This is a genomic window from Janthinobacterium sp. OK676 (assembly GCF_900103595.1).
Taxonomy (GTDB): Bacteria; Pseudomonadota; Gammaproteobacteria; order Burkholderiales; family Burkholderiaceae_D; genus Janthinobacterium.
Genome location: NZ_FNHA01000014.1, coordinates 1 through 20,176, shown reverse-complemented (window position 1 = coordinate 20,176; position 20,176 = coordinate 1). Strand labels below are relative to the sequence as shown.

Here is a 20,176-nt window from a genome sequence, read left to right as displayed (position 1 = left end):
CCAAAAAACCTCGGCCGGCAAAATTTAATTTTGCCGTCGAGTTCGCTTTCCGTTTTTAATCCCAAAACCATTCGTCTGCCGTTTTACGCACTTCATCGCCTAAAACCTGCCTTCCATCGCCTGTCGCTGGCGATGGCCAGGCGTGTTTGCTAACTTGACACCAGTCCCTGCCGGAAACCTGCCAGCGACCACACGATCTAATTTCCATCCATCCAGCCATCCTGATCGAAGGTGAATGTCATGCATACCAAACGCGTCCGCCCCCTCCTCGCCACCCTCTTCGCACTTGCCGGCGCCGCCGCCCAGGCGCAAATCGCCGCCGCACCGCAAGCCACGGACAGCGTGCGCGTGACCTCGGGTTCCTACTATCACGTCACGGCCCAGGAAGCCTTCGACATCGAACAGCAATACCGCCTGTCGAATGGACAACGCCTGGAGGTCCACCAGCAGGACAACCATTTTTTTGGCCGCCTGATCGATGACCGCGAATGGCAGGAAAAACCCAGCGTGGAAATCTACCCCACCGGCCCCGGCCAGTTCGTCAGCAAAAAGGGCGCCAACTTCGTCTTCAGCAACGAAGGCACGCACGTGGTGATCGACGACGCCCAGTTCCTGCCCGGCTTGCACGTGCCTGCCGACACGCGCAGCGCCAGCACCGCGAATGGCGGCACCAGCATCCGCCTCGTGTCGCGCTAGGCGCCTGGTCCGCCATCGAACGACGGGGCCAACCGCCCTCGCCTGTGGCGCCATGACGGACGCAGAATTCTGACTGGCGCACTGAACAATTCCCCTGAATGCAGCTTACAATGCGATGACACATGGCCTGTGCGGTCGCAGGCTGGCGCCACTGTTTGCGGGGAGAATGCTTGAATGGAAATGTTCGCGCTCGAACATGACGTAGCGCAGTGGGAAAGCGCATTGCTGCCGTTGCGCGGCGCCGGGCGCGTACCGCTGCTGTTGTTGCTGTCCTGGCATTTGCGCCAGCGCGATTGCGCCAGAGCAATTCAACTGAGCGAAGAAGCGCAGCTGCTGCTGCCGCTAGCCGGCCTGGAAGCGGGCGCACAGGAACGGGCGCGCGCGCGCCTGCAACTGGTGCAGGCGGAAGTGGCCTGGCTGCAAGGCGCGCTCGACTCCGCGGAAAGCCTGGCCATGGCGGCGCGCGCCACCTGCGACGCGCACGGCGACGGCGCCGGCTGCGCCGATGCCCACTGGCTGCTGTCTTCGATCGCCGTCGACCGCGGCGACCATGCCCGCTGCGATGCCGAACTGCTGGCCGCGGCGCAGCAAGCGCGCGACGCCGGCGATGCGATGCGCGCCAGCCTGGCCGACGCGGCCACGGCGCGCTGGGCCGTCCTGCGCGATGCGCCGGCCGCCCAGGCCCGCTGGGGCGGCCACTTTCAGATCGACGGCGCCGGCGGCAAGCTGCCCGCGCCGCTGGCCGCCTGGGTGCACGACTTCCGCGGCTTGCTGGCGCATACGTCGCGCGACCTGGGCACGGCCGCCGGCCACTACATGCAAAGCTACGAGGCGGCGCTGGAAAGCGGCCAGTTGCGCGGCGCGATCACGGCCGCCATCAATATCGGCGACTGCTTCTCCAGCCTCAACGACAACGAATCGGCCCTCGAATGGATGCAGTGCGCGCTGGACCTGGCGCGCCCCACCGGCTGGCCGCGCAGCATCGGCGCCTGCCAGACGCATACGGCCGAGACCATGCGCAAGCTGGGGCGCCTGGGCACGGCGGAAGACTTGCTGCGCGAAGCGCTGCACATCCTGGCCCCCGTGGCCGGCGCGCGCACCTATGCCAACGCCCTGTTCCACCTCGGTGAACTGAGCCTGGACAAGGGCGATTACGACACGGCGCTCGACGCCTTCAGCCGCCTGGCACAGCGGGCCGAAGCGCTGGGCCAGGCCGATTTCCGCAGCATGGCGCAGCGCGGCAGCGCCCACGCGCTGTCCTATCTGGACCGTCCGGACGAAGCGCTGCAGGCGGCCGAACGGGCTTGCCAGCTGGCCACCGCGCAGGGCGACGCCATGCACCAGGTGGCGGCGCTGCGCGTGCTGTCCATGCTGCACGCACGCCACGACTTGCCGCCGCCCGCAGGCATGCAGGAACGCAATCCCGCCCTGCATTTCCTGCACCAGGCGCTGCAGGTGGCCGACTCCATCGACGGCTATGTGCCGCCCGGCGAACTGCTCGATGCGCTGGCGCGCGAATACGCGCATGCGGGCGACTATGCGCGCGCCTACGATATCGCCCTCGCGGCGGGCGTGGCGCGCGAAAAAAGCCACACCCAGCAGGCGAGCAACCGCGCCACCGCCATGCAGGTCTACCACCAGACGGAACATGCGCGCTCGGAAGGCTATCACCACCGCGAACTGGCCGCCTCCGAAGCGCGCCGCGCCGAAGTGCTGCAGCAAACCAGCGACACCCTGGAGCGGCTGTCGGCCATCGGCCAGGAAATCACCACCCACCTCGACGCCAGCGCCGTGTTCCAGGTGCTCGACCGTCACGTGCACGCCTTGCTGCCAGTCAATACCTTCGCCGTCTACATGCTTGATGCGGCGGGCACGGCGCTGCGCCGCGCGCACGGCATGGAAGCGGGCCGGCCCCTGTCGGACAATGCCATTCCGCTGAGCAACCCGCGCGCCTACTCCGTGCGCTGCCTGCTGGGCCGGTGCGAAGTGTATATCGACCAGGTACCACCGAAGCGCCACGCCTACACCGTGCCCGGCACCCTGCATAACCAGAGCGTGCTGTACGTGCCCTTGACGGTGGGCGAGCGCGTGCTGGGCGTGATGACGGTGCAGGCTTGCCATGCCCATGCCTACGGCGAACGCGAACGCCTGATCTTCCGCACCCTGTGCGCGTACGGCGCCATCGCGCTCGACAATGCCAGCGCCTACCGGCAACTGCAGGACGCCCAGGCGCAACTGGCGTCGCAGGAAAAGCTGGCCGCCCTCGGCTCGCTGATGGCCGGCGTGGCGCATGAACTCAACACCCCGATCGGCAACAGCCTGCTGATCGCCAGCACCATGCTGCAAAAGACGGAAGACGTGGAACGCCTGATGAACGGCCCCGGCTTGCGCCGCTCGGACCTGGCAGCCTACATCGACGATGCGAGCAAGGCATCGGCGCTGGTGATGCGCGGCCTGCACAGCGCGGCCGACCTCGTCAACAGCTTCAAGCAGGTGGCCGTCGACCGCACCACCGAACAGCGGCGCCAGTTCGACCTGCAGCAGGTGAGCAATGAAATCATCGCCACCGTCATGAACCGCATTCGCAGTTCGGGCCACCGCATCGAGACGGACATCGCGTTCGGCATCGTACTGGACAGCTATCCGGGCCCGTTCGGCCAGGTGATCACCAATCTGATCAACAACGCCCTGCTGCACGCCTTCGCTCCCGCGCCCAACAATGGCGCCGCCGGCACGGGCTGCATGCGCCTGTCCGCCACGCCAGACGGCGCGCGCGTGCAGGTCGTCTTCGCCGACAATGGCGGCGGCATCGCCGAACAGCATTTGTCGCGCATCTTCGACCCCTTCTTTACCACCAAGCTGGGCCAGGGCGGCAGCGGCCTCGGTTTGTCGATCAGCTACAACATCGTCACGGCCCTGCTGGGCGGCACCATCCAGGTGGCCAGCAGCCCCGCCGGCACGCGTTTCACCCTCGACCTGCCGCTGGTGGCGCCCCAGCTCGATGGAGCCGCGTCCGCCAGCATCTATTGACCCGTTTCCCGGGCGCAGGCTTGCCTATACAAGTACGCGTCCGGACGGTCTTTCCAATCTAAAAGCAAAACCCTTATAATTGAACGGCTGAAGTACTTGTCATTGCATTATTTTCAACATGGCAAACCGCATCGGCCCGCGCGACAAACAGGCGCGGCACCGATCAACACAGCAGCGCGCCGGGCGAGGCAGTCATCAGACGAGATGTTGTACGCTGATGCAACCCGGCGGGAAAGGCACGCCGCCGGCGGCCTGCGCATCTTCAAGTGGTCATTATGTCGACAAAAAAACCGATCAAGCACTACCTCCAGTTCTCCGATTTCACGTTGGAAGAGTACGAATATGTGATCGAACGCGCCCATCTGATCAAGCGCAAGTTCAAGAACTACGAAATCTACCATCCACTGATCGACCGCACCCTGGTGATGGTCTTTGAAAAGAACTCCACCCGCACGCGCTTGTCGTTCGAAGCCGGCATGCACCAGCTGGGCGGCGCCGCCATCTACCTGAACACGCGCGATTCCCAGCTGGGCCGCGGCGAGCCGGTGGAAGACGCGGGCCAGGTCATGTCGCGCATGTGCGACATCATCATGGTGCGTACCTTCGGCCAGGACATCATCGAGCGTTTCGCCGCCAATTCGCGCGTGCCGGTGATCAATGGCCTGACCAATGAACACCACCCGTGCCAGGTCTTTGCCGACATCTTCACCTACATCGAACACCGCGGCTCGATCGCCGGCAAGGTCGTTGCCTGGATCGGCGACGCCAACAACATGCTGTACTCGTGGCTGCAGGCGGCCGAAGTGTTCGGCTTCCACGTCAACGTGTCGACGCCGAAGGGTTACGACATCGACCTGTCGCAAGTCAAGACGCAGCGCTATACCTTCTTCGCCAACCCGTCCGACGCCTGCGAGGGCGCGCACCTGGTCAACACGGACGTGTGGACCAGCATGGGCTACGAAGCGGAAAACGCGGCCCGTATCGCCGCCTTCGACGGCTGGATCGTCGATGGCGCAAAGATGTCCCGCGCCGCGCCCGACGCCCTGTTCATGCACTGCCTGCCCGCCCACCGCGGCGAGGAAGTGGCCGCCGAAGTGATCGACGGCCCGCAATCGGTGGTGTGGGACGAGGCGGAAAACCGCTTGCACGTGCAAAAAGCGCTGATCGAATACCTGTTACTCGGTAAAATCCAATAATTCGCCCGGCACTGCACAAAAACCTGGCAGCATCGCAACACATACATCGACAACGACAACTGGAAGCAATATGAGCGACATTAAAAAAGTAGTCCTGGCCTATTCCGGCGGACTCGACACCTCCGTCATCCTGAAATGGCTGCAAGATAACTACCAGTGCGAAATCGTCACCTTCACGGCCGACCTGGGCCAGGGCGAAGAACTGGAACCGGCGCGCGCCAAGGCCATCAAATTCGGCATCAAGCCGGAAAACATCCACATCGAAGACGTGCGCGAAGAATTCGTGCGCGATTTCGTCTTCCCGATGTTCCGCGCCAATACCGTGTATGAAGGCGAATACCTGCTGGGCACCTCGATCGCCCGTCCTTTGATCGCCAAGCGCCTGATCGAAATCGCCAACGCCACGGGCGCCGATGCCATCTCGCACGGCGCGACCGGCAAGGGCAACGACCAGGTGCGTTTCGAACTGGGCGCCTACGCGCTCAAACCTGGCGTGAAGATCATCGCCCCATGGCGCGAGTGGGACCTGCTGTCGCGCGAAAAACTGCTGAAGTACGCGGAAGACGCCGGCATCGAAATCGACATGAAGCACAAGAACGGCGGCGCGCCGTACTCGATGGATGCCAACTTGCTGCACATCAGCTTTGAAGGCCGCCACCTGGAAAACCCGAGCGCCGAAGCGGAAGAAACCATGTGGCGCTGGACCGTCAGCCCTGAAAAGGCGCCGGACGAAGCGGAATACCTGGACATCGAATACGAAAAAGGCGATATCGTCGCCATCAACGGCGTGCGCATGTCGCCTGCCACCGTGCTGGCCGAACTGAACAAGGTTGGCGGCAAGCATGGCGTGGGGCGCCTGGACCTGGTGGAAAACCGCTACGTGGGCATGAAATCGCGCGGCTGCTATGAAACCCCGGGCGGCACCATCATGCTGAAAGCCCACCGCGCCATCGAATCGATCACCCTGGACCGCGAAGTGGCCCACCTGAAAGATGACCTGATGCCGCGCTACGCGTCGATGATCTACAACGGCTACTGGTGGGCGCCCGAGCGCGTTGCCCTGCAAACCCTGATCGACCACACGCAGCAAACCGTGAACGGCTGGGTACGCATCAAGCTGTACAAGGGCAATGTGATCGTCGTGTCGCGCGATTCGAAGACCGATTCGCTGTTCGACATGAACATCGCCACCTTCGACGAAGACGGCGGCGCCTACAACCAGGCCGACGCCGGCGGCTTCATCAAGCTGAACGCCTTGCGCATGCGCATCGCCGCCATCGCCCGCGAAAAGCGCGGCCAGAAGTAATTAGTTACTAGGAGGCACTACCTCCCGCATAACAGAAGCCGCCCACGGGCGGCTTTTTTACATTTGAAACGCACTCGTCCGCGATTTACGGCCCGGCGCGCGCCCAGATTACCCCCATTTTGCTGTCCCCGTGGCAAAATGCTACAGTGCAATTGTGCTGACCTTCCCGCTTCCGGAGCCCTCCCATGTTCAAAGACCTGAGTATCAAGAATAAACTGTACCTGGGCTTCGGCTCCATCGTGGCCATCATCCTGATCCTGCTGGGCGTGGCCTACAACAGCTTTTCGCGGCTGTCGGAAGCCAATGCATGGGACCGCCACACGATGGAAGTGCTGGTCGAGATCGACAAGATTCACAATGCCGTCCTGCAAATCCAGGTGGAAGCGCGCGGTTTCATCCTGACCGGCAGTGAAACGTCGCTGACACCGCAAACGGATGAGGCGGCAATGCTGAGCCAGCACACGCAAAAAGCCATCGCCATGACCGTCGATAACAAGGTGCAGTCGGAACGCTTCCGCAAGATCGACGCGCTGACCAGCACCTGGGTCAAGGACTGGATCACCCCCCTGATCGAAAAGCGCCGCGCGCTGGGCAATGCGCCAGGCGCCACGGAATCGGTGGCGCGCACCATGCCGCCGGGCGGCTACCCTGCCGTCGCGCAAGCGAACAAGCTGCTCGACGAAGTGGCGGCGGAAGAATCGCGCCTGCTGGCAGAACGCACGGCCACCACGACAAAATTGCAGGAAACCATGCTGCTGACCCTGGCGCTGGGAGGCCTGCTGTGCGTGGTGCTGGCGCTGGGCATTGCCTATCTGCTGGGCCGTTCCATCCTCGGCCCGCTGAACAGCCTGACGGACGCCGTCGGACGCATCGCCGGCGGCGAGCAAAGCGCGCGCGCCGCCATCCTCTCGCGCGACGAACTGGGCAAGGTGACGGAAGAATTCAACCGCATGGCGCAAACCATCCAGGACAACCAGGCCAATGAACTGGCCGCGACGAATAGCTTGCGGGCCAAGGTCGATTCCCTGCTGGAAGTGGTCTCGAAAGCCGCCTCGGGCGACCTGACGGGCAAGGTCGGCATCACGGGCAGCGACGCCATCGGCCAGCTGGGCAATGGCCTGGCGAAGATGTTTGAAAACCTGCGCAGCCTGCTCAACAATGTGCAAAAGGCCGGCATCCAGGTGACGACCTCGGCCACGGAAATCGCCGCATCGGCGCGCCAGCAGGAAGCCACGGGCATCGAGCAAGCGCAAACGAGCGTGGAAATTCTCAGCACCACCAAGGAAATCTCGGCCAACACGAGCCAGCTGCTGAAAACCATGGAAGACGCCACCGCCGTGGCCGACTACACGACGAATGCCACGGCCGAAGCGCAAAACAACCTCAAGCGCATGGATTCGACCATGCAGCATATGGTGTCGGCCACCGATTCCATCAACGCCAAGCTGGCGGCCCTGTCGGAAAAAGCCAGCAATATCAATAGCGTGCTGATCACCATCACCAAGGTGGCCGACCAGACCAACATCCTGTCGCTGAACGCCGCCATCGAGGCGGAAAAAGCGGGCGAGGCGGGCCGCGGCTTCTCCGTGGTGGCGACGGAAATCCGCCGCCTGGCCGACCAGACGTCCGTCTCCACGTGGGATATCGAGCAAATGCTCAAGGAAATGCAGTCGGCCGTGTCCGCCAGCGTGATGGGCATGGATAAATTCTCGGAAGAAATTCGCCGCAGCGTGGGCGAAGTGCGGCAAGTGGCCGAGCAGCTGTCGTCCGTGATGGACCAGGTGCAAAAACTCACGCCGCAATTCGACGCCGTGCTGCAAGGCATGCAGTCGCAGGCGATCGGCGCCTCGCAGATTTCCGACACCATGATGCAACTCAACGACGCCACCCAGCAAACGGTGGAGTCTTTGAAGGCCACCAGCGAAGCCGTGCACCAGCTGCAATATGCGGCGGGCGACCTGCAATCGAGCGTGTCGACCTTCGCCGTGACCATCTGATCCCATGAAAGTGCTGCTCTTTCACATCGGACGCGACCGTTATGGCCTGCCCCTGGCCGGCATCGTGCGCGTCTTGCCGCTGCTGGAGCTGAAACAGTTGCCGCTCACGCCAGACTATGTGGCCGGCCTGATGGACTTGCATGGCACGCCCGTGCCCGTGATCGACCTGTCGCGCCTGGCCGGGCTGCCGGCCGCCGCCGCACAGTTCGACACGCGCATCGTCATCGTCGACTACCGCGCGCCTGGCGGCGAGAGCACGCACGCGCTGGGCCTGCTGGCCTCGCAGGTGCGCGGCATCGCCGACATCGACCCGCTCCGGCTTGAAGACAGCGGCGTGGCCACGGCGCCCTTCCTGGGCCAGGTGGCCAGCGACGCCGACGGCATCGTGCAGCTGGTGGAACTGGAACACCTGCTGCCGCCGGACGTGCGCGCGCTGCTGTTTCAAGACGCGAGCGCGGCATGACGGCGCAGGCCCTGCTGCGCCGCGCGACCGGCCTGTCCGTCTCCAAATCCGTGGCCGAACGGGCCGTCGGCCAGCGCATGGAGCAGACGGGCTTTGCCGACAGCGAAGCCTACCTGCAGGCGCTCACGCCGGCCGAAATGACGCAATTGATCGAACTGGTGGTGGTGCCCGAATCGTGGCTGTTCCGCGATCCGCAGGCGTTCTACGCCACCGTCGAACTGGTGCAGGAACGCTGGGCGCGCGGACGCGCCACGCGCATCCTGTCGATCCCGTGCGCGGGCGGCGAGGAACCGTATTCGATGGCCATGGCGCTGCGCGACGGCGGCGTGCCGAAACAGGCGTTCAGCATCGATGCCTATGACCTGAGCCCCGGCTGCATCGAGCGGGCGCAGGCGGGTATCTATGGCCGCAACGCCTTCCGCGCACAGGACGTGGCCTTCCGCGAGCGCTATTTCACGCACGTGGCCGACGATGCCTACCGCATCATCGACTCCTTGCGCGAACAGGTGACCTTCAGGCAAGGCAACCTGCTGCAGTTCGACACGGCCACCTACAGCCGCCACTACGACGTCATCTTTTGCCGCAACCTGCTGATCTACTTCGACAAGCCGACCACGCGCGCGGCCATCCAGAATCTGTCCACCCTGCTGGCCGACGACGGCATGCTGCTGGCCGGCTATGCGGAAGTGCCGTCGTTCTGCCAGAACGGCTTTGCGCCGCTGCAATTCCGCCAGGCCTTCGCCCTGAAAAAGGACAGCACGCCGCCGGCCGCCATCATCCCGGTGGCCGCCTTGCCACCGGCGCGCGCGCTGCGCAGCGTGCCGCCCACGCCACGGCCGGCGCCTTTGCGTCCCCCATCGGCACCGGCGCCAGAGGCGGCGCGCCCGCGGCCCGTGCCGGTACAAGCAGCCGCCGCGCAAACGGACTTGCTGGCCGAAGCGCGCCTGCTGGCCGACCGCGGCCAGCTGCGCGAAGCCGGCGAAAAATGCCACGCCCACCTGGCGAAAGTGCCCGAGGCGGCGGAAGCGTATTTCATGCTGGGCATCATCAATGAACTGGCCGGCAAGATGGACCTGGCCGACGACTACTGGCGCCGCTGCATCTACCTGCAGCCCGACCATTACGAGGCGCTGTGCCACCTGTCCCTGCTGGCCGAACGCAATGGCAACCACACGGCCGCCGCCACCCTGAAGGCGCGCGCGGCACGCATCTACGAGCGCCGCCAGGCGTCCAACTAAGGGGCAAGCATGACAAATCTCATCGCCACCGAGTCCCCCGCCACCATCGACGACTGCTGGAACCATATCGGCGTGGTCGGCGACCAGAGCTGCCCCAGGCTGCCAGTCAACGTGCATTGCCGCAACTGCGACGTGTATGCGGGCGCCGCCCAGCGCAACCTGCAGCGGCCCGTGGACGAACACTACCGGCGCGACTGGGCCAGCCACTTCCGCCAGCTGGACGCGGGCGGTGAAGTGCGCGACAGTTCGGCGCTGGTGTTTCGCATCGGCCGCGAATGGCTGGCGCTGCCCACGCGCGTGTTCGACTCCGTGGCGCCGCAGGCCAAGCCGCACGCGCTACCGCACCGCGGCGGAGGCGGCCTGGCGGGCATCGTCAATATCGGCGGCAAGCTGTATCCGTGCATGTCGCTGGCACACTTGCTGGGCATCGATGAACAGGGCGCACCGCCGGCCAAGGGCCGCCACACGTTTGCGCGCCTGCTGCTGATGCGCTGGGAAGAGCAGGCTTACGCGCTGCCCGTGGCCGACCTGCACGGCATCGTGCGCTATGCGTCGGGCGCCGTGCAGGCGCCGGCGGCCACCATCAACAAGGGCCTGTCGCGCTTCCTGTCGGGCGTGATCACCGAGGGCGACATGCGCATCGGCTGCCTCGACACGGCGCTGATCGGCTTTCAACTTGCGAGACTATTACGATGAGCCAGGACCAGCACGGCGACCTCAGTGCCTTTTCCATGCTGGACCTGTTCCGCATGGAGGCGGACAGCCAGACCCAGATCCTCACCGACGGCTTGCTGGCCATGGAGCGCCATGCGGGTGACGCGGCCGCCGTCGAAGCGATGATGCGCGCGGCGCACTCGATCAAGGGCGCCGCCGCCATCGTCGGCCTGCAAGTGGTGGTGCAGCTGGCGCACGGCATGGAAGACAGCTTCGTCGCCGCCCAGCACGGCCGCTTGAAACTCACGCCGGAACGGGTCGACGTGCTGCTGTCGGGCGTCGACCTGATCGTGCAGCTGTCGCGCCTGGACGACGCGGGCGCCGAAGCGTGGCTGGCCGCCAATGCGGCGCAGATCGACCAGACCCTGAACGCCATCGCCGGCATCGCCGACCTGCCCGAATTGCCGGCCTTGCCTTCGGCGCCGGCGCCCGTGGCTGTCCCGGCCCCGCTGTCGGAAGCAGCCGAACCGCAAGTTCCCGTGGCCAGCGGGCTGGCAGGGGATGAACCGGAAGCGGCCGCTCCCGCGCCACGTACGGCGACCAGTGCAGGTGCGCCGGCCAAGGCCCAGGCGCAGAACTTCGACAAACTGCTGTCGCTGGCCAGCGAATCGCGCATCAATGCGCACCAGATGCACCCGTTCGTCGGCGCCCTGCAACGCTTCAAGCGCAACCAGAGCAGCCTGTTTTCCGCCATCGAGCACCTGCATGAAGCCATTGCCCGTTCGGCCGACCCGGGCCTGATGGAAAAGTCCCTGTTGGCGCTGCAAAAGACGCAGCCCCTGAAGCAGTTCATGCTCGAGCACATCGCCGACATCGAAACCTATGAACGGCGCTTGCTGGCCGTCTCGCAAGGCATGGTCGACGAAGTGCTGGCCCTGCGCATGCGCCCTTTCCGCGACGGCATCCACGCGTTTCCCCGCATGGTGCGCGACCTGGCGCGCAGCCTGGGCAAGGAAGTGCAGCTCGAGATCGACGGCGAAGACACCCTGGTCGACCGCGACATCCTGGCGAAGATCGAAAGCCCGCTGAACCACATGCTGCGCAATGCCATCGACCATGGCATGGAAGGCCCGTACGAGCGCATCGACGCGGGCAAGGAAGCGCTGGGCACGATACGCATGGAGGCGCGCCACCGCGCCGGCATGCTGAGCATCGAGATCAGCGACGACGGGCGCGGCGTCGACCTGGAAAAAATCCGCCAGTCCGTCATCGAGCGCAAGATGGCCAGCCCCGCCATGGCCGCCGCGCTGTCGCCGGGCGAGCTGCTGGAATTTCTGTTCCTGCCCGCCTTCAGCCTGAAGGAAAAGGCGAATCAATTGTCCGGACGCGGCGTGGGCCTCGACATCGTGCACGAGACGATACGCCAGCAAAACGGCACCGTGCGCCTCGAATCGGAACCGGGCCGCGGTTTCCGCGCCCTGATCACCCTGCCCCTGACGCAATCGATCGTGCGCGCGCTGGTGGTCGACGTGCACGGCGAAGCCTACGCCATCCCCATCGTCAAGGTGGAAAGCGTGGTGCGCGTGCCGCAAGCGGCCATCCATACCCTGGAAAACAAGCAGTTCTTTGAACTCAAGGGCGAACATCTGGGACTGGTATCGGCGGCGCAGGTGCTCGAGCTGGGCGAAGCGGCCAGCCAGGCCGACGATTTACCGGTGGTGGTGATCGGACGCGGCAAGCAAAGCTATGCGCTGGTGGTCGACGCCATCCGCGGCGAGCAAAGCCTGGCCGTGCAGGCCATCGACCCGATCTTCGGCAAGATGCGCGACATTTCCGCCGCCGCCCTGCTCGACGACGGCGAACCGGTGCTGATCCTCGACGTGCCCGATTTGCTGCTGTCGATCGACAAGCTGCTGCACGAAGGCGGCCTGCACCAGCTGGCGCAGGCGGGCCACGCCGAACGCCGCAAGGCCAAGCGCATCCTCGTCGTCGACGATTCGCTGACGGTGCGCGAGATGGAGCGCAAGCTGCTGCTGGCGCGCGGCTTCGACGTCGACGTGGCCATCGATGGCATCGACGGCTGGAACGTGGTGCGCAGCGGAGAGTATGACCTGGTGATCACCGACGTCGACATGCCGCGCATGGATGGCATCGAACTCGTTTCGCTGATCAAGAAGGACCTGCACCTGCACAAGCTGCCGGTGATGATCGTGTCGTACAAGGACCGTCCGGAAGACCGCGCGCGCGGCCTGTCCGCCGGCGCCGACTATTATTTGACCAAAGGCAGCTTCCACGACGAGACCTTGCTCGACGCGGTGGCCGACCTGATAGGAGATGCCCGCTTATGAGCTGTCATTCATGAAAATTGCCATCGCCAACGATGTCGCCATGGCCGCCGAGGCCCTGCGCCGGGTGGTCGCCAGCACCCAGGAACACCAGGTGCTGTGGATCGCCCGCACGGGACTCGAAGCCGTGCGCATGTGCGAGGGCAACCGTCCCGACCTGATCCTGATGGACTTGAACATGCCGGAGATGGATGGCGTGGAAGCGACGCGCCTGATCATGGAGCAAAGCCCGTGCGCCATCCTCGTCGTCACGGGGCGCCCGCAGGACAATGTCAACCAGGTCTTCCGCGCGCTGGGTGCGGGCGCACTCGACGTCACGGCCACGCCCGTGCTGCAGGGCGAAGTGGGCGGCGACAGCGAACTGCTGGCCAAGATCAAGACCATTGGCAAGCTGATACGCCACAGCGCCGAAGCGCCGCCGCCGCGCCAGGCGAACGGCAATGGCGGCGACCGGGGCGATGGCCAGGTCAGCACTCTGGTGGCCATCGGCGCTTCGACGGGCGGGCCGTCGGCCGTGGCCAAGGTGCTGTCCGGCTGGACGGCGCCGCCCGGCTGCGCCATCGTCGTGGTGCAGCATATCGATGAAACCTTCGCCTCGCACTTCGCCAAATGGCTCGATGACCAGCTCAGCATGCCCGTGCGCGTGATCGCCGACGGCGACGAACTGGTGGCAGGCAGCGTACTGATCGCCAAGACCAATGATCACCTGCTGCTAGATCAAAATTATCGTTTGGGGTACGATGCAGCACCACGCGACTATGTTTACCGCCCGTCCGTCGATGTCTTCTTCAACTGCGTGGCACAGCACTGGCGCGGCGACGCCATCGGCGTATTGCTCACTGGCATGGGGCGCGACGGCGGCGATGGCCTGCTGGCCATGCGCCGCGCGGGCAAGACGACGATTGCGCAAGACCAGGCCAGCAGTGCCGTGTACGGCATGCCGCGTGCGGCGGCCGAACTCGATGCGGCGCAGCAAATCCTGCCATTGGATAGAATAGGCGCCAGCCTGCGCAGCCGCCTGGGCGCCAAGCTCAACAATGGGTGGGAGCCCTCCCCTAACATCTGAAAAGAATGCAATGCCAGAATTCTCCTCCAGCTTCACCCAGCATGAGCCCGCATTGACCGAATTCAAGGTCAGCGTGCTGCTGGTGGACGACCAGTTGATCATTGCCGAGGCAGTCCGGCGCATGCTCAGCGACCAGCAGGATATCGAATTTCATTACGTGACGGACGCCACGCAGGCGCTCGACACGGCGCTGCGTTTGCAACCGACCGTCATCCTGCAAGACCTGGTGATGCCCGGCATCGACGGCTTCGCGCTGATCCAGCTGTACCGCGACAACGCGGCGCTCGCGCATGTGCCCGTCATCGTCATGTCGGCCAAGGACGACCCGAAACTGAAGGCCCACAGCTTTGCCGTCGGCGCCAACGATTATGTGGTGAAACTGCCGGACCGCCTGGAGTTGCTGGCGCGCATACGCTACCATTCCAACGCGCACATCAGCCGATTGCAGCGCGACCAGGCGTTCCGTTTCCTGCGCGAAAGCCAAAAGAATCTGGCGGATGCGAACATTGAATTACAGAAACTGGCCGCCCTCGATGGCTTGACGGGCATCGCCAACCGCCGCCGCTTCGATGAAACCCTGCAATTCGAATGGCAGCGGGGCCAGCGCGACAAGACGCCGCTGAGCCTGCTGTTTTGCGATATCGACCATTTCAAAAGCTATAACGACCACTTTGGCCACCTGGCGGGCGACCTGGGCCTGAAAAAAGTCGCCGCCGTGCTGACGGAACATTTGAAACGCCCGGCCGACCTGGCCGCCCGTTATGGCGGCGAAGAGTTCGCCCTGATCCTGCCGGAAACGGAAGCGGCCGGCGCGCGGCTGATCGCCGAGGCATGCCGGCGCCACCTGGAAGGTTTGCAGATCGAAAACCCGGCGGCCACCACAGGCATCGTCACCATCTCGATCGGCGTGGCCACCGTCGTCCCATCGCCGGACTCGACGATCGAGCAACTGATCAACCGCGCCGACCAGGCCCTGTACGCGGCCAAGCGCGGCGGACGCAACAGCGTGCTGAGCGCCAATGACGTCCGCGACTGATTTTTAACAGCAAGGAAAGTGAAGCATGAGCACACAACTGGACAATGTCAGCGTCGTCAAGAAGTCGAATATCTACTTTGACGGCAAATGCGTGTCGCACAACGTCATCCTCGCCGATGGCACGAAGAAAAGCGTGGGCGTGATTTTCCCGTCATCGTTGCGCTTCAACACGGGCGCGCCGGAAATCATGGAAATCGTCGGCGGCCTGTGCAAGGTACGTTTGGCTGACGCGGCGGAATGGAACAGCTATGGCGCGGGCACGCAATTCAATGTGCCGGGCAATAGCTATTTTGACATCGAGACCGTCGAAACCGTCGACTACGTCTGCCACTTCGGTTAATCCACGCAGAAAAAACGCCCATGGCTGCGTTGCACTGCCTCGCCGTACTATACGTACTGTCTTCGGCAATGCGCCTTGCCCTGAACATTTTTTCAAGCGCGGATTGACTATTTAGACAAACACAGGCTCGGGCGACAGGCGCACGCCATATTTCGCCTCTACATCATCCTGTATCGCTTCCGCCAGCCGGGTAATGTCCGCGCCACGAGCGCCGCCATTATTCACCAGAACCAGCGCCTGCTTGGGATACACTCCCGCGGGCCCCAGGTTTTTCCCCTTCCAGCCACACTGATCGATCAACCAGCCGGCCGCCAGCTTTTCCGTGCCATCGGGCTGCGCATGGTGCACCAAGGCAGGAAAACGTTCCAGCAAGGCTGCACACTGTTCGCGCGACACCACGGGATTCTTGAAGAAACTGCCCGCATTGCCGATCACGGCCGGGTCCGGCAATTTGCGCCGGCGGATCGCCATCACCGTGTCGGCTACCTGTTGCGGCGTCGGCTCGGCAAGATTGCGCTCGGCCACGGCCTGCGCCAGTTCCGCATAGCGCAAGTTCGGCTGCCATTCGGCCGGCAAGGCAAACGTCACTTCCAGCACGATCAGTTCGCGCCCGTCCGCCTGCTTGAAGATGCTGTCGCGGTAGGCGAAGCGGCAAGCATCGCGGTCCATGTCGAAAACGATGCCGCTGGCGCTGTGCATGACGCTCACGCTATGCAGATAATCCTTGATTTCCACGCCATACGCGCCGATATTCTGGATAGGCGCGGCGCCTACCGTGCCGGGGATCAATGACAGGTTTTCCAGCCCGCCCACGCCTTGCGCCAGGGTCCATTGCACGAAATCGTGCCAGTTTTCGCCGGCCGCGGCCGTGACGAGTATGGTCTCGAAGTCCGCCTGTGCCAGGCGCATGCCGCGCGTGGCCATGTGCAGCACGGCGCCGGGAAAGTCGCCCGTGAGCACGATGTTGCTGCCGCCGCCCAGTATCAGGCGCGGCATGGCGGACAAGGCGGGGTCTTGCAGCGCCGCATGCAGTTCGGCCTGCGAAGTGATGCGTACGTAGGCGGCCGCGTTGGCCGTGATGCCGAAGGTATTCAGGCGCTGGAGGGAGTAATTGTGTTCGATGGTGAGCTCTGCAGACATGGGATAGCGATTATTTTGCTCGATTATAGAGTGAAACCGACAAAAAACCAGCGCAAGACAAGGGCAGGCCGTCCGTTGTCCGTTAAAATGTCGCATCTTTAACGGGGCTGTGCCATTTTGCAAAGAATGCGCGCGCCCGGCGCGCCAGCAGCGCGCTCGCTCTAACACGAAAGGAACAGACCATGCCGTCATTTGATGTAGTCTCCGAAGCCGATATGATCGAAGTCAAGAATGCCGTCGAGCAATCCAACAAGGAAATCACGACGCGCTTCGACTTCAAGGGCAGCGACGCCCGCGTCGAACACAAGGAAAACGAATTGACCGCGTTTGCGGATTCGGAATTCCAGCTCAGCCAGGTGCGCGACGTACTGACCAACAAATTGACCAAACGCAAGGTCGATGTGCGCTTCCTCGACGAAGGCGACATCAAGAAGATCGGCGGCGACAAGGTCAAGCAGATCATCAAGATCAAGAATGGCATCGAATCGGATGATGCGAAGAAAATCGTGCGCGTCATCAAGGACAGCAAGATGAAAGTGCAAGCGAGCATCCAGGGCGAAGCCGTACGCGTCACGGGGGCCAAACGCGACGACCTGCAAGCGGCCATGGCCATGCTGCGCAAGGACGTACCCGACATGCCGCTGGAATTTAACAATTTCCGCGATTAATTTCGATCAAGCGCACGCTCCGGCCTGCGCTTGCACCGGCATGGCGGCAAGCTGCCTCGGAGCGCTTGCCCGCTTGGGGTAGAATTGAAGCTGCGCACAGCTACATGCGCCCGCGCGCCTGACCGGCGGCGGGCTTGACCGTACATCTGGCTCAGTGATAACCACGGTAGTCTAAGGATAGCAATGAAACGTGTTGATGATTTCCGCCTGCGATTTGGCAAAAAAGAATATGTGCCCATCATGATAGGCGGAATGGGTGTGGATATTTCCACGTCGGAGCTGGCCCTGGAAGCGGCCCGGCTGAACGGTATCGGCCATATCTCCGATGCCATGGTGGAAGACGTGTCGGATCGCCGTTTCGACACCACCTTCGTCAAAGATAAGACGAAACTGTACAAGTTCAACATCAATAACAGCGACAAGGCCGTGGTGCAGTTCGACCTGGGCCGTCTGGCGGAAGCGCAGCGCCTGCATATCGGCCGCACCATGGAAGCGAAAAAAGGCGATGGTTTGATCTTCGTCAATTGCATGGAAAAGCTGACCATGAATGGACCGCGCGAAACCTTGCGCGTGCGCCTGAATGCGGCACTGGATGCCGGCATCGACGGCATCACCCTGTCCGCCGGTTTGCACTTCGGTTCGTTCGCCCTGATGGCCGATCACCCGCGTTTCCGTGATGCCAAGCTGGGCATCATCGTGTCGTCCGTGCGCGCCCTGCAGATTTTCCTGCGCAAGAACGCCAAGCTGGACCGTTTGCCCGACTTCATCATCGTCGAAGGACCTTTGGCTGGCGGCCACCTGGGTTTCGGCATGGACTGGGCCAATTACGACCTGCACACGATCACGGCCGAACTGCTGGCCTACCTGAAGGCCGAGCAGCTGGATATCCCGCTGATCGCCGCTGGCGGCATCTTCACGGGCAGCGATGCCGTCTCCTTCCTGGAAGCGGGCGCGGCCGGCGTGCAAGTGGCGACGCGCTTTACCGTCACCAAGGAATGCGGCTTGCCAAACAAGGTCAAGCAGGAATACTACAAGGCATCGGAAGAAGACATCATCGTCAATGGCGTCTCGCCGACGGGTTACCCGATGCGCATGCTGAAGAACACGCCCGCCATCGGCGCCGGCATCCGTCCAGGCTGCGAATCGTATGGCTACCTGCTCGACGCGACCGGTAACTGCGCGTACATCAACTCGTACAACCGCGAAGTGGCTGCCCATCCGGAGCAAAAAACCGTCGTCGTGATGGACAAGACTTGCCTGTGCACGCACATGCGCAACTTCAATTGCTGGACCTGCGGCCATTACACGTATCGCCTGAAGGACACCACGCACAAGCTCGACAACGGCGAATACCAGATCCTGACGGCCGAACACGTCTTCAAGGATTACCAGTTCAGCGTCGACAACCAGATCGCCCTGCCGGAAAAAGAAATCCTGGCAGCAAGCTGAATCTTGTCAGCCTGATATAAAAATGGCGCAGCCTGCGAAGGCTGCGCCATTTTTTTATGCGGGGAGCATGTCACGCAATGCCCGTTCGATCGCGTCGAACGTGGGCCGCCGCAATACGTCTTCCTGCAGGCAAGCATCCATCAAGGCCTGCAAGGCGGGCAAAGGCGTCGTACCATGCGTGATCAACTCGCCCAGCAGCACGCCAAAGGCGCGCGCCTCCATGCCCTGCAGCACCTCCCCTTGCGGCGAACCCGGCGCAAACATCGAGGCCGCGCCAAAGTCGCCCAGCAGGCAGGCGCCGGCGTCCGCATGCAGGATATTGTGCGCATACAGGTCGCCATGCACGATGCCGTGCGCATGCAGTTGGCCCACGGCTGAGGCGATGCCGTGGGCAATGGCCAGCGCTTGCTGTGCCTCAAAGCACTCGCCATCGGCATACACGTCGCGCGTGCACGATGCCAGGCTCGGCGGGTCGGCCAGGTTGCGGTAGGCAACGTCGATAAGCGGCATGACGAGCCCCATCGCCCCTTGCGGATGCGCATCGAGCGTCCCAAGGATGGGAATCAGTCCCGGATGGGCACCGGCGCGGATACAGGCGGCCATCTCGCTGCGCGGCAAGCCATCGCTGGTCATCGCCCCCTTGAACACTTTGACGGCGACATCATCGACGCCATCGAGGCGGGCACGGTAAATCACACCCGACGCGCCCTCACCCAGCTGCTGCGCCAGTTCCAGGCGCTGCCATGCCACGCCCGCCACAGCTGTACCGGCCAGAGCGGCCAGCTCACGCGCTTCCGTAAAGGGATTGCCCGCATATGCGAGCCAGCTCAGGCGTTGCAAGGACAGCAGGCAGTCGGGCAGCGCCGTGAAACGGTTGGCGGCAATGCGCACCAGCTCCAGCCGACGGCAAGCCGCCAGGGTAGCGGGCAAGTGGCTCAGGCAGTTCCCAGCCAGCATGAGTTTCTGCAATTGACTGCACTTGCCCAGCTCATCGGGCATGGACTCGATGGCATTGTCGGTCAGGGTCAGCCAGCGCAGCTTGGGCGGCAAGGCTGCGGCCGACACGTGGCGTATCCGGTTCGCCTTGAAACCGATCATTTCCAGGGCAAGGCATGAACCGAGCACGGCCGGCAAGGTGGTGAACAGATTATCCGAGCAAAAAATGATGCGCAGCTTGTGCAGGCGCGGCAAATCGTCGGGCAATGTGGATAGCGCGTTGCCGGACAGGTCGAGGATTTCCAGGCTGTCGGCCAGGTCGAAGATTTCGCGGGGGAATGCCGTCAGGCCGCAGGACAGTTTCAGGCGGCGCAGGCCAGCCAGTTGACCAGCACGTAATTGTTCCAGTGTATGCACAGCAGACAAGATATCCCTTTCAAGGTAGCACGCGGTCGATGCCATGCATAAAATCATTGGACGTAAAAAAACCCCAACCGGATCACCGGAAGGGGTTTTTTTGTATAACAAGCCTGACGATAACCTACTTTCACACTGGTTGCAGCACTATCATCGGCGCAAAGTTGTTTCACGGTCCTGTTCGGGATGGGAAGGGGTG

At 63.3% G+C, this 20,176-nt stretch carries 16 protein-coding genes; 14 read left to right on the top strand and 2 right to left on the bottom strand.

The window, feature by feature from the left end:
- Nucleotides 1–240: 240 nt before the first annotated feature.
- The 12 genes from BLU39_RS23680 to BLU39_RS23625 all read left to right on the top strand — a co-directional run bounded on the left by BLU39_RS23680 (nucleotide 241) and on the right by BLU39_RS23625 (nucleotide 15,367).
- The gene (locus BLU39_RS23680) at nucleotides 241–696 is read left to right on the top strand and encodes a hypothetical protein (RefSeq protein ID WP_092717756.1); all 456 of its coding nucleotides are present in this window, start codon (nucleotides 241–243) and stop codon (nucleotides 694–696) included.
- A 180-nt stretch (nucleotides 697–876) separates the two neighbouring features.
- Entirely contained in the window at nucleotides 877–3,726 is a 2,850-nt protein-coding gene (locus BLU39_RS23675) for an ATP-binding protein (protein WP_254789052.1), read from the top strand.
- Between the two features lie 275 nt (nucleotides 3,727–4,001).
- On the top strand, nucleotides 4,002–4,922 hold the full coding sequence (gene argF, locus BLU39_RS23670; RefSeq protein WP_092717746.1) for an ornithine carbamoyltransferase: 921 nt from the start codon (nucleotides 4,002–4,004) through the stop codon (nucleotides 4,920–4,922).
- A gap of 70 nt (nucleotides 4,923–4,992) precedes the next feature.
- Nucleotides 4,993–6,228 (top strand): argininosuccinate synthase, encoded by a 1,236-nt coding sequence (locus BLU39_RS23665; protein WP_086140762.1) that lies wholly within the window; start codon nucleotides 4,993–4,995, stop codon nucleotides 6,226–6,228.
- Nucleotides 6,229–6,413: 185 nt separating this feature from the next.
- Nucleotides 6,414–8,225: a methyl-accepting chemotaxis protein gene (locus tag BLU39_RS23660; protein ID WP_092717743.1), complete on the top strand. Its 1,812-nt coding sequence runs from the start codon at nucleotides 6,414–6,416 to the stop codon at nucleotides 8,223–8,225.
- A 4-nt stretch (nucleotides 8,226–8,229) separates the two neighbouring features.
- A complete protein-coding gene (locus tag BLU39_RS23655; RefSeq protein ID WP_092717740.1) occupies nucleotides 8,230–8,688 on the top strand; it encodes a chemotaxis protein CheW in 459 nt (152 codons plus the stop codon).
- Nucleotides 8,685–9,926: a CheR family methyltransferase gene (locus BLU39_RS23650; RefSeq protein WP_092717735.1), complete on the top strand. Its 1,242-nt coding sequence runs from the start codon at nucleotides 8,685–8,687 to the stop codon at nucleotides 9,924–9,926. Before BLU39_RS23655 ends, BLU39_RS23650 begins: the two co-directional genes overlap by 4 nt.
- Before the next feature lie 9 nt (nucleotides 9,927–9,935).
- Nucleotides 9,936–10,622 carry a chemotaxis protein CheW gene (locus BLU39_RS23645; RefSeq protein ID WP_092717732.1) on the top strand — a complete coding sequence of 229 codons (687 nt, stop codon included), beginning with the start codon at nucleotides 9,936–9,938 and terminating at the stop codon, nucleotides 10,620–10,622.
- Nucleotides 10,619–12,928 (top strand): hybrid sensor histidine kinase/response regulator, encoded by a 2,310-nt coding sequence (locus tag BLU39_RS23640; RefSeq protein ID WP_092717729.1) that lies wholly within the window; start codon nucleotides 10,619–10,621, stop codon nucleotides 12,926–12,928. The genes BLU39_RS23645 and BLU39_RS23640 overlap by 4 nt, the downstream gene beginning before the upstream one ends.
- 10 nt (nucleotides 12,929–12,938) lie before the next feature.
- On the top strand, nucleotides 12,939–13,991 hold the full coding sequence (gene cheB / locus BLU39_RS23635) for a chemotaxis-specific protein-glutamate methyltransferase CheB (protein ID WP_092717726.1): 1,053 nt from the start codon (nucleotides 12,939–12,941) through the stop codon (nucleotides 13,989–13,991).
- Between the two features lie 10 nt (nucleotides 13,992–14,001).
- On the top strand, nucleotides 14,002–15,027 hold the full coding sequence (locus BLU39_RS23630) for a diguanylate cyclase (RefSeq protein ID WP_092717723.1): 1,026 nt from the start codon (nucleotides 14,002–14,004) through the stop codon (nucleotides 15,025–15,027).
- Nucleotides 15,028–15,052: 25 nt separating this feature from the next.
- Nucleotides 15,053–15,367: a pyrimidine/purine nucleoside phosphorylase gene (locus BLU39_RS23625; RefSeq protein ID WP_092717720.1), complete on the top strand. Its 315-nt coding sequence runs from the start codon at nucleotides 15,053–15,055 to the stop codon at nucleotides 15,365–15,367.
- A 111-nt stretch (nucleotides 15,368–15,478) separates the two neighbouring features.
- Here the strand turns inward: BLU39_RS23625 and murB are convergent, their stop codons facing one another.
- A complete protein-coding gene (gene murB / locus BLU39_RS23620; protein WP_092717717.1) occupies nucleotides 15,479–16,507 on the bottom strand; it encodes a UDP-N-acetylmuramate dehydrogenase in 1,029 nt (342 codons plus the stop codon).
- Nucleotides 16,508–16,689: 182 nt separating this feature from the next.
- Between murB and BLU39_RS23615 the strand changes: the two genes are divergently transcribed.
- The gene (locus BLU39_RS23615; protein WP_034759416.1) at nucleotides 16,690–17,175 is read left to right on the top strand and encodes a YajQ family cyclic di-GMP-binding protein; all 486 of its coding nucleotides are present in this window, start codon (nucleotides 16,690–16,692) and stop codon (nucleotides 17,173–17,175) included.
- A gap of 183 nt (nucleotides 17,176–17,358) precedes the next feature.
- Nucleotides 17,359–18,624 carry a nitronate monooxygenase gene (locus tag BLU39_RS23610; RefSeq protein ID WP_092717715.1) on the top strand — a complete coding sequence of 422 codons (1,266 nt, stop codon included), beginning with the start codon at nucleotides 17,359–17,361 and terminating at the stop codon, nucleotides 18,622–18,624.
- 54 nt (nucleotides 18,625–18,678) lie between these two features.
- On the opposite strand, the gene BLU39_RS23605 is transcribed toward BLU39_RS23610, so the two are convergent.
- Nucleotides 18,679–19,977 carry a leucine-rich repeat-containing protein kinase family protein gene (locus tag BLU39_RS23605; protein ID WP_254789061.1) on the bottom strand — a complete coding sequence of 433 codons (1,299 nt, stop codon included), beginning with the start codon at nucleotides 19,975–19,977 and terminating at the stop codon, nucleotides 18,679–18,681.
- Nucleotides 19,978–20,176: the final 199 nt, after the last annotated feature.

Coding starts and splice junctions, on each gene's coding strand:
- BLU39_RS23680 (WP_092717756.1), top strand. CDS start 241: ATGCATACCAAACGCGTCCGCCCCCTCCTCGCCACCCTCTTCGCACTT.
- BLU39_RS23675 (WP_254789052.1), top strand. CDS start 877: ATGTTCGCGCTCGAACATGACGTAGCGCAGTGGGAAAGCGCATTGCTG.
- argF (WP_092717746.1), top strand. CDS start 4,002: ATGTCGACAAAAAAACCGATCAAGCACTACCTCCAGTTCTCCGATTTC.
- BLU39_RS23665 (WP_086140762.1), top strand. CDS start 4,993: ATGAGCGACATTAAAAAAGTAGTCCTGGCCTATTCCGGCGGACTCGAC.
- BLU39_RS23660 (WP_092717743.1), top strand. CDS start 6,414: ATGTTCAAAGACCTGAGTATCAAGAATAAACTGTACCTGGGCTTCGGC.
- BLU39_RS23655 (WP_092717740.1), top strand. CDS start 8,230: ATGAAAGTGCTGCTCTTTCACATCGGACGCGACCGTTATGGCCTGCCC.
- BLU39_RS23650 (WP_092717735.1), top strand. CDS start 8,685: ATGACGGCGCAGGCCCTGCTGCGCCGCGCGACCGGCCTGTCCGTCTCC.
- BLU39_RS23645 (WP_092717732.1), top strand. CDS start 9,936: ATGACAAATCTCATCGCCACCGAGTCCCCCGCCACCATCGACGACTGC.
- BLU39_RS23640 (WP_092717729.1), top strand. CDS start 10,619: ATGAGCCAGGACCAGCACGGCGACCTCAGTGCCTTTTCCATGCTGGAC.
- cheB (WP_092717726.1), top strand. CDS start 12,939: ATGAAAATTGCCATCGCCAACGATGTCGCCATGGCCGCCGAGGCCCTG.
- BLU39_RS23630 (WP_092717723.1), top strand. CDS start 14,002: ATGCCAGAATTCTCCTCCAGCTTCACCCAGCATGAGCCCGCATTGACC.
- BLU39_RS23625 (WP_092717720.1), top strand. CDS start 15,053: ATGAGCACACAACTGGACAATGTCAGCGTCGTCAAGAAGTCGAATATC.
- murB (WP_092717717.1), bottom strand. CDS start 16,507: ATGTCTGCAGAGCTCACCATCGAACACAATTACTCCCTCCAGCGCCTG.
- BLU39_RS23615 (WP_034759416.1), top strand. CDS start 16,690: ATGCCGTCATTTGATGTAGTCTCCGAAGCCGATATGATCGAAGTCAAG.
- BLU39_RS23610 (WP_092717715.1), top strand. CDS start 17,359: ATGAAACGTGTTGATGATTTCCGCCTGCGATTTGGCAAAAAAGAATAT.